This window comes from Planktothrix agardhii, from assembly GCF_904830935.1.
Taxonomy (GTDB): Bacteria; Cyanobacteriota; Cyanobacteriia; order Cyanobacteriales; family Microcoleaceae; genus Planktothrix; species Planktothrix agardhii.
The window spans coordinates 2,408,410-2,423,697 of the sequence record NZ_LR882952.1 but is presented as its reverse complement, the minus strand read 5'-3'; the positions used below and the strand labels follow the sequence as shown (position 1 = coordinate 2,423,697).

The following is a 15,288-nucleotide window of genomic DNA, read 5'->3' as shown; positions in this document are numbered from 1 at the left end:
TTTATCATTTTAATGTAAGAACGCCATAAGGGACGTTTTTACTCAACCAATACTGGAGTCGTGATCAAATGACCAGCAATTACAGCGCCGACCAAATTCAAGTCCTTGAAGGTTTGGAAGCCGTTCGCAAACGCCCTGGAATGTACATTGGTTCCACAGGGCCAAGAGGACTCCACCATTTAGTATACGAGGTTGTAGACAATGCGATCGATGAAGCGCTGGCTGGCTATTGCACCCACATCGAAATCGACTTCAACGCCAATGGTTCCGTCACCGTCACCGATGATGGTCGCGGTATCCCCGTCGATACCCATTCTAAAACCGGAAAGTCCGCTTTAGAAACGGTGTTAACAGTTCTGCACGCCGGAGGTAAATTTGGCGGTGGCGGTTATAAGGTTTCTGGGGGTTTACATGGGGTCGGGGTTTCCGTTGTTAACGCTTTATCAGAATGGTTAGAAGTAACAGTTTTTCGTGATAGAAAAGAATATTCCCAACGCTTTGAACGGGGGACTCCCGCCACGGAACTCACCTCAAAACCGATCAAAGAAGCCCGCACCGGAACCTCCGTTTGCTTTCTACCTGATACGTCAATTTTTACCACCGGAATTGAGTTTGATTGTGATACCATTGCTTCCCGTTTACGGGAACTCGCCTATTTGAATGCGGGAGTCAAAATCACCCTCACCGATAGTCGTTTAGAACTCTTAAATCGTGAAAATCCCAGGATAGAAACCTACTGTTATGAAGGCGGAATTCGGGAGTATATCGCCTACATGAACAATGATAAACAACCCCTCCATGAAGATATTATTTATACTTGTGGAGAACGGAGTAATGTTCAAATAGAAGTCGCTTTGCAGTGGTGTACCGATGCCTATAGTGATACGGTTTTAGGCTTTGCTAATAATATTAGAACTATCGATGGTGGAACCCATTTGGAAGGGTTAAAAACCGTTTTGACTCGGACTTTAAATGCGATCGCCCGTAAACGGAATAAACTTAAAGAAGGAGAAGCAAATTTAGGCGGGGAAAATATTAGGGAAGGTCTGACCGCCGTTATTTCCGCGAAAGTTCCCGATCCTGAATTTGAAGGACAAACCAAAACCCGATTAGGAAATCCAGAGGTTCGGGGAATTGTTGACTCCTTGGTGGGGGAAGCTTTAACCGAGTATTTAGAATTTAATCCAGGAATTGCCGATGCGATAATTGAGAAAGCCATCCAAGCCTTTAAAGCCGCAGAAGCCGCTCGTCGAGCCAGGGATTTAGTTCGTCGAAAATCGGTCTTAGAATCCTCACCTTTACCCGGTAAATTAGCGGACTGTAGTACCCGAGATCCCCATGAATCCGAGATTTTCTTAGTCGAAGGCGATAGTGCCGGAGGCTGTTTTTTGGGTTCTACTTTGATTCGGTTAGCCGATGGTTCAGAGAAAACATTTCAAGAAATTGTTGAAGAACAAAATCAAGGGAAAGAGCATTTTTGCTATACTATTAATAATAGTGGAAATATAGGGATTGAGCGAGTAATTCATGCTCGACTTACGAAACAAAATGCCCAAGTCGTGCAATTAACTTTAGATAATGGAGAAACCCTGATTTGTACTCCCGATCATCCGTTTATGTTGCGCGATCGTACCTATAAAGCAGCAGCAGAATTAACCCCAGAAGATTCCTTAATGCCGTTTCATTATCAACTTTCCCCTGCGGAAAATAATGGGGAATTAAAGGGAAATCAAAAGGTTTGGAATCCCGGTTCTGATCAATGGATTGATACCCATGTATTAGCCAATAACTATCAATTAAAACAACGGGAAGATCAAGACCGCTTAGAATCTCAATATCAAAGCGATTATGCTCGAACCCTAGCATCACTCTATCAGATATATAACCCGTCAGCAAACTCTCTTAAACCGCAAAAAGATCAGACCTTTAAAACCTTTTGCGATCGCTATTTTGAAGGGGATGAAGTTGCCACCCGAACTGCTATTCGTAACTATAACCATCGGGTAATTTCTATCGAATGGTTAGAAGAACGGCATGATGTTTATGATATTGAAGTTCCCCATAGCCATAACTTCGCATTATCGGCGGGTATATTTGTGCATAATAGCGCCAAACAAGGACGCGATCGCCGTACCCAAGCCATTCTTCCTTTACGCGGAAAAATCCTGAATATTGAGAAAACGGATGATGCCAAAATCTACAAAAATAATGAAATTCAATCCTTAATTACAGCATTAGGATTAGGAATTAAGGGAGAAGAATTTGATGCTACCGGGTTGCGTTATCATAAAGTCATAATTATGAGCGTTGCGGGTGATGAACCAACGTTAGTAATGGAAGATACCGGAAAAACGGAATTTGTAGAAATTGGTAAGTTTATTGATGAGTGTATCGAGGGGAAACGTACCCCAGAACGCTATCAAGTGGTTGCCTTTGATCCCGTAACCCATGCCACCCGTTTTCGTCCGATTAAAGCCGTAATTCGTCACGGTCATGAAGAACCCATGTATCAACTGACGACTCGCTATAATCGTCAGATTAAAGTCACATCTTCCCATAGTGTTTTTGTTTATGAAAACGGGGAAGTTAAACTCAAAAAAGGCAATGAAATTAAACCCGGAGATTGGTTAGTTGCCAGTCGTCGTTTACCCCGTTCAACTGAACCCCAAACCCGGATTGATTTACTCCGAATTTTCTATGAAGCGGGTGTGACTCAATCCTTATATTTACAAGGAGAAGATGTTCGTAAAATTGCCAGTCGCCGGATTTTAGCTAAGGTTGAAAAACCGGAATTATTCAGTGAAACCCGGGTTGAATTAGATGCTCAAGGATGGCAAAAATTAATTGCCCAACGTCAAGCATTAGGCATGACTCAAAAACAATTAGCCACTGCCATTGGAGTCAAACAACCGATTACTATTAGTCACTGGGAACGGGGAATTAATCGCCCAATTTTGTCTAATTTCTTAGATTATTTAGAGACAATTGGAGGTAACGAAAATATTGTTTATCAAACCCTACCCTCTAAAATTGATCAACTCCTGACTCAAGATGACAGCAGTAAAAACGCCCGTTGGCGAGAAGTTAGTAATTACAAACCCTTTGAATATTTCACACCAAGCGAGTTAATTAAATTAGGGGATAACCTAAAAATTGTTCCTCAAGCCCACCAGAATAAAGCCTTTGATCGCTATTTACCTATTACTTCAGAATTGATGTGGTTTTTGGGTTGGTATGTGGCGGAAGGAACCCTATCAAAACATCAAGTCAGTCTGAATTTAAGCACAAAAGATGAGCGATTTATTCCTGAGTTAATTACAGCTATTCAAGAGGTATTTGGGGAAACCCCACGCCGCTATAATGATCCCGAAAGTCAGGGCATTAAACTCTACTTTCATAGTGTAGCCGCTGCCCGACTGTTACAAGCATGGGGATTAGGAAAAAAATCCCATGAAAAACAAATTCCCGATCTGGTTTTCTCGGTGACTGAACCTTTACAACTTGCCTTTTTAGAGGGGTATTTCTTAGGGGATGGTACAACCAGTGAGGCGAATATTTCTTGGACAACTAACTCCAATTCAATTAAGAATGGATTACTCTATTTATTCGGACAATTGGGATTAATTGCCAGTACCAGTGAACATCAACCTCAATTGAATCACACAGCCCCAATTCAAACCCGTTATCCCTACTATACTCTTACCCTTTGTGGGAAACAACAACTCGAAAGTTGTCGTTTAATTTGGCAACGTCATTTAGGAGCAGAAAAACTCAAAACCTATTTACAACTTCCCACTCAAAAACCGATGGATTATTTGCCCATTAGTGAAGATTTAATGGGATTAAAAGTTATCAAGGCAGAGGAGATTGAATTAGTTGGAGAGTATGTTTATGACTTTTCCGTTGATGGGGATGAAAACTTTGTTTGTGGTACTGGAGGACTCTGCTGTCATAATACCGACGCGGACGTTGATGGCGCTCACATTCGGACTTTATTACTCACCTTTTTCTATCGTTATCAACGAGAATTAGTGGATCAAGGCTATATTTATATTGCCTGTCCTCCCCTTTATAAAGTAGAACGGGGACGGAACCATCAATACTGTTACAATGAACAGGAATTACAGGAGCATTTGAGAAGTTTACCCGCCAATGCTAACTACAATATTCAACGGTTTAAAGGGTTAGGGGAAATGATGCCCGAACAACTTTGGACAACCACCATGAACCCAGAAACTCGAATGATTAAACGGGTGGAAGTGGAAGATGCCGCCGAAGCTGATCGGATTTTTACCATATTAATGGGCGATCGCGTTGCCCCCCGTCGGGAGTTCATCGAAACCCACGCTCCCCGCTTGAATTTGACGGATTTAGATATCTAAGGGGTTTGAGATTGCTTGAGGTATGATCTAAAAACCCGATTTCGTGAAAGTTATCGGGTTTTTAATCTTCAACGCATTTGCGATCGCGCTTTCTTTTGGAGGGGCGATCGCACTACAAATCATCGATTGTTACTAACCCACCTTCTGTAAACTGAATGACAAGTTCCCTATCGTTTAGTAGGGCAGTTCCAAGTAAGGGTCGTCTTCCTGTAGCAATTACATGAACTTCCGTCTCTTCCCCGTTCCAAATGACAACCGCTTCATGGACTGGGAGTAAAATCTCACTGTTGTCTGCTAAGTTTGCCGGGAGATCGAATATGAAAGGTAGCCTCAATAATGAAACGGCTTCTGGGGGCAAGCAAAGATGTCCAGTGAATCCTGTATCGATGACAAATTCAATCGGTATAGTTGAGCCGTTGAAAAGCAGAAATGTCAGGGTGATGGTTGCGTGTCTATCAGTTACAATGCCGGAAATCACCTGTAAACACGCTCCATAATTCCACCGAATGATACAGCTACATTGTATCCAATACGAATACCAAATAGACGAGCATTTGGATGTTTTTCACTGAGTTTTCGGGCTGATTTTAACCCAGTTTCATCTACTTCGTAGTCTCCTGATTCAAAGTCGATGATCACCATCTTGCCGATGTTTTTGTCTATCTCAACTTGTTGACGGATGCTGCTCTCATACAATTGTCGGGCGCGTCGTGCCACTTCTTCTCGGCTTAAAAGGATGGTTTGCATAGTCTCGCCTTGCGATCGCTACACTGAATATTATACCGCAGATATTGATCGCGGTTGGTTTTGGTGCTGCGATCGCTCTTTCATTTTAGGTGATCGCTCATCAGAAACAAGAAAGCGCGATCGCATATTGCTTAAACAATTCCTTTTTCCCTTGGGTAAAGCTCAAAAGCTAATTCGTGACGAAAAAAACAGACATTAAACTCCGAGAAAAAGTTGAGGTGTCCAAGGATTACAGGTGCATCTGTCGAACGAGTCCAAGCGAATGCCAGCAAGAGCGACGAAAACTGAGCAACTGTACCCGAAAGCACCAATCCCCGCGCCTCACTATGGGCCAAATTCCCACTCAATTGAATAGGAACGGTTTGCTGTTCCCATATTGCCTCTAGTTGTAGACCAATCTGATATGGGAGAACATTAACACTTGCACCAGTATCTAATAATGCCATCACTTCTACGGAGTTGCTGCCGTTGGAGAGAGTGATTGGCAAATATGGCATGATACTTGATCGCCCAAGGGTATCAATTCGCTCTATAAATGGAAATCGCTGACTATTAAGCATGGGCTGATTGTTGAGCGGTAGCTAGAAGTTCTGATAATGCTTGAATTGATTCCTGATCTGCCTGTGGAGACCATACAACTGCACTCGTTGATGCTAGTTGATTCAAAAGTATATTTTCTGAATTAGTATCTTCAGCAGGTTCTAGGCTGCATCCTTGTTCCTTGGCAACTGCAAGTAGGAGAAAGTGAATGAGTCGCAGTTTATCTTGATGAGATAATTGATTAACTGTGGGTAAAAGTTCACTGAGAGGCATATCGCTTGTTTAAGAGTATATATATTTATTTTAACCTTTAAAATTGTGTTTTAACGGCGATCGCGCTTTCTTTTGGAGGGGCGATCGCGATGAGTTTTGGTGGGCGATGGTGTGGCGATCGCGTGGGGGTGAGAAACCGGGTCTCTGAACAAAATCTCGGCGGCGATGCTTGAGTTATCTGAGAAACCCGGTTTCTTAAGTTGCGATCGCCTTCCCCATTCAATAGCACCTATACTATCGGTCAAGATACTGGTAAAGGTGAACAGCTTTGAGGTAAACTAGAATTGCTCGAAGTTTCTGGAGTCTGACATGGAAACAATGAAACTGCGATCGCATATTGGAACCGATGGCATATTGCTTCTCCAAATGCCCGATGAGTTTAAAGATACTTCTGTGGAAGTGGTGGTAGTTGTGCAGCCTCTACCATCGGAGGAAGTTAAACCGAAGTATAACGCTTGGGGACAACTGACTACTAAAAAATCAATTCAAACAGCAATTGGTAGAATGCGACAACTACGGCAAGAAATTGCCTTGGATAAAAGCTCAATCCGCGAAATGATAGAAGAAGGGCGCAGGTTCTAATGCAGTTTATATTGGATTGTTCTGTAGCAATCAGTTGGTGCTTAGTGGATGAAGATAACGATTATGCTAATGCTATACTCGCGATGATGCCGGATTGCGAAGCGTTTGTACCAGGAATTTGGTCGCTAGAAGTTGCTAATACTCTCCTGGTTGCCGAGCGACGCAATCGCATGACGACTGAGCAATCTGAGATGGCTATTACTTTGTTACAATCACTTTTAATTCAGGTTGATGAAGCTACGGATAGCAACGCACTGTCGTCAACTCTGGTACTAGGAAGACAAGAAGGTTTAGCTGCTTATGATGCAGCTTATTTAGAGTTAGCATTAAGATTGGAATTGCCGATCGCAACACTGGATAGCCACTTGGCGGAAGCGGCAATTCGCTGCGGTGTGGGGTTGGTAGTTGTTGATGGAGAAATGCCAGAGACGGAGCGATCGTAATCTAACCGATGAGAGGAGGTTAAATAATTTTATGGGCGATCGCTGGGGGTGAGAAACCGGGTTTCTGAATAAAATCTCGGCACAGATGCTTTAATCATCTCAGAAACCCGATTTCTTAAGAAAGATCGCGCTTTACCAAAGTCACACTCAACGCCGATGAATGTTGGTTTGAGGGAGGAAACTTAATCTAGGGTAGAGTTTAACAGTATAAAAAAAATGGTAGCCCCTGTTCAGCTATTCATAAGTTCAGTTGATTCCGAAGCTCAACATCGTATTCAGCTTTCTCCCAGTTTTTGGCAACATTTTTTACCTGTTCTGCCGTTAGATTTTTTGTATCTGTAAATTTAGCCTGGAGTAAATCAGCATTAGCAAAAATAGCGCCATTGAGATCAGCACCACTAAAATCTGTATCTTTAAGAATAGCACCACTGAGATTAGCTTTGAATAACTTAGCACCGCTGAGAATAGCACCACTAAGATTAGCACGAATCAGTTTTACACCACTAAGATTAGCACAACTGAGATTTGCTTTATTAAGCTCTAGCCTACTAAGATTAACATCAGTAAGGTTAGCACAACTAAAATTAGAATCATTAAGTTTTGCCTCACTAAGATTGGCTTTTGAGAAATTAGCCCCACTAAAATTGCCAGCCCTAAGATCGGCAGCGAAAAATTTAACTTTAGAGAGATTAGCCCTAGAAAGATTAGCTTTAAAAAGTTTAGCTTCAGTTAAATCAGCATTACTTAAGTCGGCATTGGCAAAGCAAATCTCATAAAAGTTATTTTTAGAAAGATTAGTGCCGCTAAGATTAGAGTGCTTCAATATAAAATTGGAAAGGTTCGCACTTCTCAAAAAATCTAAAACTTGATTCTTGCGCTCTGTATCGTTTCTCAGTCTCCGCAATACCATCACTGTATTTACACGCGCTACTTCCCTTATAGGATTATCATTTAACTCATTATTCAGCAAAAGTTCCGTTCGATACTTCTTGTCAACCAAAAGATTGGTCATTCGGTCAAAGTAAGCTCTGACTGCCTCTTCTCGTAAGTTTTCTGATACTTCATTACTTTGATTGCTTTGAAATAAAAGGAGAGCTAATGGAATTGCCAATGTACCAGCCAGCAATAGCCAATCCCAAATCTTCTTTTCTGATTGAAAATTCTCAATTTCTTTTCTTATTTTTATAACTTTCCCATTTTGGGGATTTATTGCTTCTTCTATAGAGACGGATTTGCCAGATGTTTTTCCAAAGCCACTCCATTCAAAACCATATAAAATTTGACCAAAAATAACCACTCCTAAAAATATTAATATCCAGGAGGCAATTCGCCAATTTTTAATGATCTTTTTCATCTATTCTCCTGCCCCATAAAGCTCTTTAAAGCACTAAGATACTTGCCATTAAGATTCATAAAATCTTCCCACTTAAAACCACCAAAATCATCTCCCCAACCATGAGCCAAGAATATTTGACGGTCATCAATTTTAAACCATTCTGCGGCTTCGTGCAGTTCCAAACTTGCCACTAGGTTCGTAAAAGCATATAGGGCATCTGAGGGTGTTAGGATTGCTGACAGCTTTACTGTGCTATTAATTGTTAATCCCACCTCCTCCCCTTGCTGTTGAGAATGAGGTAACGATGGACATCTGAGGGAAATTAAAGCTTTTTCATCATCTATTCGACGGATTGAAAAGGTGTACCCTGGCTTATATGATAGCCTTTTTGCTATCTCACCCAATAGTATAAAATTTTCTTCCATGTTTTTCTCTATGTTGTTTTATGAATAATTCTATGAACATTGCTATATATGCGGACAATTAAAAAGACTTCGCATTGTGAAAAATACATCAATACTATTTGTTCCCTCAGTACACCCATCGTGAGTAATATGTTCTGTGGGAGCTATATAAGATTCTCCTGGGTTAACTTTCAATTTAACAACAGGATAGTTCGGGAAAAGCTGCATAAATGCCCTGCCAATCCTTGAACTACCCCAAGTTTCACTAACTAAATTACTATCTGTTTCACACACCAATCTATAAAGCTGCTGAATTGATAGATTTATGAATAAAAAATAACGGGGTTGAGAGCCAAGATTGATTAAGATACGATGCAGCGATGAACCATGCTGATTATCAATGTGAAGACCAACTCTGCAATCTCTATTGCCAGCAGTTACAGTCATCTGATTAGGAGCATTCGACCCAATTCTATACTTATTTAGGTCTGCGTGTTGGAGACGGAAGGTTTCAATATACTCCTGAATTAAGCTAATACCTTTTCCTATGCTCTCTTTTTCTAAAAGATACTTCAACGCCGTATGGTGTTTTACATTACCTAGCTCGTTAAGGTGACATAAAATATTTTGAGGAATACTAAGAAGAGTTACATACAAATTTGAGGAATTATCAACTTTATTGCTGAAAATGATTTTTTGTTCCATTGAAGTAAGCGATCGCCAAGGTAATCGAGGGACAATCGCATCATTACAGTAAGGAGTGGCCGCTTGATCTGTTGAAATACTAGCCGACTCGGTTCCCGAACTTAAGAAAACTCGATCTTTCCAAATTATGTCATTATAACAGTCAGCAATTTTTATCCCTTCCATCATTTCAACCACAGATTTATCTCCTTTATTAATTAATATCTCTAGAAACTAAGACAAATGACCTCGACCTGATTTAATAGTCAATTGCAAATTATCAACACAAGCAATAACTAAAATCTTACCTGCATCAGTTAACGCTTCAGACTTGATTAAACCTTGATAAGCTATATCGGCAAAGCTAAGTGTTTCAACCCAGTAACTCTCAGCTTCCGAGTACAACTTTTCAGATGAAAACCAAGGAGAAGATACAAGTTTAGCCCATATAGCCGCCCCGGCCGAAAAGGTGATTAAAGCATGAATCACCTGTCTAAGAGGACGATCTCTGTTTTTCCAAGGAGAAAAAACCTGTGGTGAATTTCCGTCTGTTGTGTAAAGACGGACATTTTTTTCAATCAGATTAACTTTGGTATGAAAAAACTCATGCACCATTTGTACGCACAAGTGGCATTTTTCTTCCATTCGATCAGCTTCAGGATCAAAGTCTTGCCAAGCCCAACCAGGTAAGTGCGATACAGAACCAGCCCTCCGTGTAGTTAGAGAGTAACGAGGCAAGACAGTGTACACCTTCATCAAGCGACTCATGCTGACACCAAGTCCCATATCTAAGAATGAAAGCAGATCCAAGCAGAGGCGGATTTCATCATGCCTGGTGCTTACCGCCGAAACATCATGCAGATAATCTTTTTCAATAAAATTAAACTCATTTCCTGCTACTGCTGGTTGAGTTATTGCTGTAGAAATACGAATTCCTGACCGTGTAAAGCTGTCTGGCAACCAAGTTATGCGATCGGATTTATCATCAATTAGCACCTCAATTGCTTGTTTTGTAATTTCTCCAAGATCGCTATCTTGCGTAACAGCAGCTGCTCTAGCTAGTGTAGGAAAACAAAGAAGAGAGCCAGCAGTGACTTTCACGTTTTTGAGAGGATCTAAACCTAAAATCAAGCCCCCACTCAGAGGAGAAAACAGAGTATAAAAATTAATTAGGAAGTCCTTAATCCTACCAGTATCGTCGCTGACATAAGTTTGGAAAAGCGATCGAGATTTTGCTTCAAGTTCCCTATATTGCAAAAACAAACCGCTCAATATATCCACATCATCATTTTGCTTGAGAAGCGCTGAGGCTAACTCATAACCTTGATTGCTAAGAATATACAGCATGGCTATGTGTCGGGTAGCTGACTCCTCAACATATTTAATTAACGCATTTTGGTAGAACAGTTGAGTGTCATCTAGCTTACAGGTCAACTCCAAGTCAATAGTTCCAATCTCAGTCTCTTGGTCTGCACACACGATCATAACGCAACGTCCTTATGAGATACCTGATAGTTCAGTGGATAAATAATCTCTAATGTGATCAATGATAATTATTAAGTCTTCACAATAAATTGATTCCCTATTAAATCCACGCTCTAAACTGTAACGATGAGGCAGATATCCACCACCACAGACATCAAATAACCGACAATTAAGACACTTTTGAGGTGCAGAAAATTGCTTGTTAGATAGTGCTGTGACTAAAGGCAAAGACTCTAAAGCTTCAATCGGATGAGAATCCAGCGACATACCTGTTTTGGTAGCACCATGATATGCAGTTTTCAGAACATCTAGTCCGTGATAAGTGCCATCAGTTTCAACTATGATGACTCCATCACTCAATGCACCAAAAGAGTCAAAGCCTTTGTTTCCACCCATTAAAAGCTTCATTAGAGTTCTGAATATACGAACTTCTATGCTGGTTTCTGAAGCTATCCAATAATCGAAAAGAGCAGATAGCCATCGACCAAAAGTTCCTGGGGGATACTTATCGTATGGAAAAGTATCGTAGTTGAAGTCTGGTAGAAGAAAATCTATAGCAGTGGTGTTTAGTTTCTCAAAGAATGTGAATAACTCATAAGGATCTATTTCTGGATTAGCAACGGTGAGAAAACCTCCAAACACAGATCCCCCAGACTTGGGATTACGCAGCTTTTCTACACCAGCTATAATCTGTGAAAAGCTTCCGCGCCCTTTTGCGTCAACACGCATAAGATCGTTCCATTCTTGCGGCCCATCAATACTAACACCCGCACGAACATTGAAGTCTTGAAGTACCTGCACAATGTCATCGTCTACCAGCGTTGCATTCGTTTGAAGTCCGAACTTCACATCCGCTTCAATATCCTGAAAACTACTCGACAAAATAGTGAAGAATTCTCTAAGTTTAGCTGCTCCGAGTAGAAGAGGCTCACCCCCATGAAAAACGACAATAATTTGTTTTAACTCACGAATACGAATATAGCTGCTAAGACGATCTGCTAGAAGCTTGATCGTCTTAGCACTCATCACAACTGGCTGCTCTCTCCACGTTTGATCTGGGTGTTCGTACATATAGCAATAGGAACACTTGAGATTGCAACGACTTACTACTTTAACTACAAAAGTTGTTATGGGTCGTACTTCGTAGAAATCAGTTCTCTGGGGTAGAAGCAACTCAAGTGACATAAACCTTCCTTTAAAGCTACAGTGAAAACCCAAATTATCGTTGGCTAAAAGCAAGCCAAGCACCCTCTCAGTAAAAAGCTGACTCAATTGGTAGTGTGACTACTGAAGTCAGACCAGGCAATTGGCTCCTTACCCATCCGTTCCGCTTGAATCGCTTGAATCGCAACTACAACTTTGGGGTTAATTTTTTGTAGCTGTTCCTCTTTCAAATCATTAACTGCAAGTTGAGTGATAGGTTTATAACTCTGATAAACGGTCATTTAGCTTCGTCACTCCTTAAATAGATGTAGAACTCAGATTTCTGGGGTGGGACCAAATCAAGTGACATAAATTTTCCTTCAAAGCTACACTGAAAACCAAAATCATTGTTGTGGAAAAGCCTTCTTAGGCAACCGCCCTATCAGCAAAAAACTAACTCAATTAGTAGTGTGACTACTGAAATCCAGCCATTCAATAGGCTCATTACCCATCCGTTCCGCTTGAATCGCTTGAATCGCAGCTACAACTTTTGGATTGATTTTCTGTAGCTGTTCCTCTTTCAAATCATTAACGGCAATTTCAGCAACAGGTTTAGAACCAAGATCGACAGTCATTATATTTGCCTCACAGATTTAATTGATTTAGCATTTTCCCATTATTTTTGAAAATCAAACATTTGTCTACCACAAAAATGTTCAATTTTGTCAGCAGCTTTTTACCGCTTTTCATCTCTTTAATCTACTTTTGTGCAAAAATATATGAAATTGTGCGAAAATGTTGGCAAATGTGAGCTACAATACAAAAAATCTCGCATCTACCAAACCAGATGAATCTTAAAGAAATGTTAAAATTCGCTGATGATATAGTTTTTGCTAAAACAGGCCAACATCTTGACGATTTACAAGCAGCGGTACTGCGAGGAACTCTACAACGGGAGACATACAAAGAAATAGCCAAAGACTTTGACTGTTCTGAAAGTCGCATCAGAGAAATTGGCTCGGAATTATGGCAATTACTTTCAGAAGAATTAGGAGAAGATATCAATAAAAAGAATTTTAGATCAGCAATGGAGAGGTTACAAAACTCTGGCGTTTTAAACTTTGCACAAGACGTTGTAATGAGCGGTAGTTTTAACTTCTGTGGAGAAGGAAGATACCCGCCAAATACACCAAACTCACACCCACAAAATCAAGAAACATCCAACACAAAACAACCTGAAACTCCACATCAAGATTTAAGCGAGATGCCAGAATTAGGTGCTTTCTACGATCGCACTCCCGAACTCCAAACCCTCACCAATTGGATTCTACAACAACACAGCCACCTCATAGCCCTAACTGGTATTAGCGGTATTGGTAAAACGTCCCTAGCAGTACAACTCGTACAACAAATAAAAAATCAATTTGATTACATAATTTGGCGCACTATAAACGTATCCCACACCCTAGACGAATTTCAACAGGAACTAATTCAGCTTTTCTCCCAGTCAGAAAAACTAGACTCCCCTACAACTAAACCGAAACCATTATCCCTAATTAAGTATTTACAAAAGCATCGCTGTTTAATCATATTAGATGATGTTCACAATCTTTTCTGTAGTGGTGAATTGTCAGGAAAATATAAACCAGAATATGAAGAATATCGCCATTTTTTTAAACAGATAGAAAAATTATCCCATCAAAGTTGCTTTCTTTTAATCGGTTGGGAACAACCCAGAGAAATCTCTCAAATCGAAAGCCAAAATAATCCTATTCGTACTTTACAAATCAATGGTTTAGATATCGCAGCCGCAGGGGAAATACTCAGAGATTACGGGTTAACAGAAATCGACTACTCAATACTGATTCACCGTTACCAAGGCAACCCTTTATGGTTAAAAAGTGTCGCAACTCTGATTCAAGAATTAGGAGTCAATGTTACTGATTTATTACAAAATGATATCATCTTATTACCCGAAGATGTTAAAGATATTTTACGGCAACAGTGCGATCGCCTGTCCGATACAGAAAAACAAATATTGTCCATACTGGCTAGGGAAACTCAACCCCTAAAACTGGCAAAATTAATAGACAAACAACCCAATTTAAACTTAGAATTAGTTAACGTCTTACAATCTTTACAACGGCGTTGTTTAGTAGAAAAAATTGAGAATAGTTTCTGGTTATCACCTCTAATTAAGCAGTATTTGCTGATATAAAAAAGATGAAGATTAGAAAAATACCCAAGTTTAAATATCCCCTGGGATTAATAAGACAAGATTCATCCAGGGGCGAATTTTAAAATAACTTCTGTCCGCCCTTTTTCTGATTTCCAATTTTCCCGAAATTCAATCAGAGCGAACGTATCCTTTAATACAACGATGACCCGCATTTGATGAGAAATTTTTCATGACAAACGGTTAAACTTCCACTAACATAAGGGAAAACACCCGTTAGGTGAAAAAACTCATCTCTAGCCCTGGTATCATAACTGATCAGTTTGAACCCAGGAACACAATGAATCCGGGTCGCGTCATCAACTAACGGAATCTTTCATCAACCAAGTTCCACCCATGAGCCAATCCATACCTATCTCTTGGTCTAAGGCAGGCGTCTCTATCCCCCTAGAGCAACTACCCCTTGAACAACTCCCCAATACCGATTTAGTCCTGCGGTGTCAAGAGGGAGTCTGTCCAGATCAAGCCGCCTTCACAGAATTACTCCGTCGCTATCAGTCCCACGTTGATAAGATTCTCTATCACCTGGCCCCAGACTGGCAAGATCGGGCTGACCTAGCTCAAGAAATCTGGATTCGGGTGTATCGCAATATTAAACGTCTACAAGAGCCCGTCAAATTTCGGGGATGGTTAAGTCGAATTGCCACAAATTTGTTTTACGATGAACTCCGCAAGCGCAAACGGGTCAAACCCCCCTTATCTTTAGATGCCCCTCGCAATATAGAAGATGGGGAAATGGATTGGGAAATTGCCTCCGATGGCCCTGGCCCCGATGAAGATATGGCAACCCGTGAATTTTATAGTCATCTTCATGAAGCGATCGCCGATTTACCCGAAGCATTCCGCACCACGATTGTTTTGCGGGAAATTGAAGGATTAGCTTATGAAGAAATCGCCGAAATTACCGGGGTTTCCCTGGGAACGGTAAAATCGAGAATCGCCAGAGCCCGTCAACGCTTACAAACCGATCTGCAAGTGTATCTCAATCCCTAAAATCTGTGCAGGCGAGCGGGTGAAATTCCTGTTAATAGGG

17 protein-coding genes are annotated in these 15,288 nt (G+C 40.8%); 5 read left to right on the top strand and 12 right to left on the bottom strand.

Annotated features, from left to right (window positions below):
• The first annotated feature begins 68 nt into the window (after positions 1-68).
• Complete coding sequence (locus NMG88_RS11310; protein WP_254035426.1) at positions 69-4,382, top strand: ATP-binding protein; 4,314 nt, start codon at positions 69-71, stop codon at positions 4,380-4,382.
• Between the two features lie 112 nt (positions 4,383-4,494).
• Here NMG88_RS11310 and NMG88_RS11305 read toward each other — a convergent pair whose 3' ends face one another.
• From NMG88_RS11305 to NMG88_RS11285, 5 genes are all read right to left on the bottom strand, one after another.
• Complete coding sequence (locus NMG88_RS11305; RefSeq protein WP_042155241.1) at positions 4,495-4,860, bottom strand: clan AA aspartic protease; 366 nt, start codon at positions 4,858-4,860, stop codon at positions 4,495-4,497.
• Positions 4,857-5,129, bottom strand: coding sequence for a hypothetical protein (locus NMG88_RS11300; RefSeq protein WP_042155243.1), 273 nt, complete (start codon positions 5,127-5,129; stop codon positions 4,857-4,859). The genes NMG88_RS11305 and NMG88_RS11300 overlap by 4 nt, the downstream gene beginning before the upstream one ends.
• Before the next feature lie 131 nt (positions 5,130-5,260).
• On the bottom strand, positions 5,261-5,626 hold the full coding sequence (locus NMG88_RS11295) for a pepsin/retropepsin-like aspartic protease family protein (RefSeq protein WP_406620753.1): 366 nt from the start codon (positions 5,624-5,626) through the stop codon (positions 5,261-5,263).
• A 55-nt stretch (positions 5,627-5,681) separates the two neighbouring features.
• On the bottom strand, positions 5,682-5,942 hold the full coding sequence (locus NMG88_RS11290; RefSeq protein WP_042155248.1) for a hypothetical protein: 261 nt from the start codon (positions 5,940-5,942) through the stop codon (positions 5,682-5,684).
• Positions 5,943-5,992: 50 nt separating this feature from the next.
• Complete coding sequence (locus tag NMG88_RS11285) at positions 5,993-6,187, bottom strand: hypothetical protein (RefSeq protein ID WP_144018185.1); 195 nt, start codon at positions 6,185-6,187, stop codon at positions 5,993-5,995.
• A gap of 64 nt (positions 6,188-6,251) precedes the next feature.
• On the opposite strand from NMG88_RS11285, the gene NMG88_RS11280 reads away from it, so the two are divergent.
• Positions 6,252-6,524: a hypothetical protein gene (locus tag NMG88_RS11280; protein ID WP_026796876.1), complete on the top strand. Its 273-nt coding sequence runs from the start codon at positions 6,252-6,254 to the stop codon at positions 6,522-6,524.
• A gap of 83 nt (positions 6,525-6,607) precedes the next feature.
• Complete coding sequence (locus NMG88_RS11275) at positions 6,608-6,967, top strand: type II toxin-antitoxin system VapC family toxin (RefSeq protein ID WP_227350927.1); 360 nt, start codon at positions 6,608-6,610, stop codon at positions 6,965-6,967.
• Between the two features lie 238 nt (positions 6,968-7,205).
• Here the strand turns inward: NMG88_RS11275 and NMG88_RS11270 are convergent, their stop codons facing one another.
• From NMG88_RS11270 to NMG88_RS11240, 7 genes are all read right to left on the bottom strand, one after another.
• Complete coding sequence (locus NMG88_RS11270) at positions 7,206-8,321, bottom strand: pentapeptide repeat-containing protein (RefSeq protein ID WP_227381393.1); 1,116 nt, start codon at positions 8,319-8,321, stop codon at positions 7,206-7,208.
• Positions 8,318-8,728, bottom strand: a complete 411-nt coding sequence (locus NMG88_RS11265) for a hypothetical protein (protein ID WP_227381392.1) — start codon at positions 8,726-8,728, stop codon at positions 8,318-8,320. Before NMG88_RS11265 ends, NMG88_RS11270 begins: the two co-directional genes overlap by 4 nt.
• Before the next feature lie 42 nt (positions 8,729-8,770).
• A complete protein-coding gene (locus NMG88_RS11260; RefSeq protein ID WP_227381391.1) occupies positions 8,771-9,589 on the bottom strand; it encodes a hypothetical protein in 819 nt (272 codons plus the stop codon).
• 36 nt (positions 9,590-9,625) lie between these two features.
• The gene (locus tag NMG88_RS11255; protein ID WP_227381390.1) at positions 9,626-10,876 is read right to left on the bottom strand and encodes an aKG-HExxH-type peptide beta-hydroxylase; all 1,251 of its coding nucleotides are present in this window, start codon (positions 10,874-10,876) and stop codon (positions 9,626-9,628) included.
• Between the two features lie 12 nt (positions 10,877-10,888).
• Positions 10,889-12,061, bottom strand: coding sequence for a radical SAM protein (locus NMG88_RS11250; protein WP_227382272.1), 1,173 nt, complete (start codon positions 12,059-12,061; stop codon positions 10,889-10,891).
• A gap of 83 nt (positions 12,062-12,144) precedes the next feature.
• Positions 12,145-12,321: a hypothetical protein gene (locus NMG88_RS11245; RefSeq protein ID WP_227381389.1), complete on the bottom strand. Its 177-nt coding sequence runs from the start codon at positions 12,319-12,321 to the stop codon at positions 12,145-12,147.
• A gap of 156 nt (positions 12,322-12,477) precedes the next feature.
• The gene (locus NMG88_RS11240; protein WP_227381388.1) at positions 12,478-12,654 is read right to left on the bottom strand and encodes a hypothetical protein; all 177 of its coding nucleotides are present in this window, start codon (positions 12,652-12,654) and stop codon (positions 12,478-12,480) included.
• A 212-nt stretch (positions 12,655-12,866) separates the two neighbouring features.
• Between NMG88_RS11240 and NMG88_RS11235 the strand changes: the two genes are divergently transcribed.
• Positions 12,867-14,237, top strand: a complete 1,371-nt coding sequence (locus NMG88_RS11235; RefSeq protein WP_254035425.1) for a helix-turn-helix domain-containing protein — start codon at positions 12,867-12,869, stop codon at positions 14,235-14,237.
• Positions 14,238-14,591: 354 nt separating this feature from the next.
• Positions 14,592-15,248, top strand: a complete 657-nt coding sequence (locus NMG88_RS11230) for a sigma-70 family RNA polymerase sigma factor (RefSeq protein ID WP_254035424.1) — start codon at positions 14,592-14,594, stop codon at positions 15,246-15,248.
• Positions 15,249-15,288 lie beyond the last annotated feature (40 nt).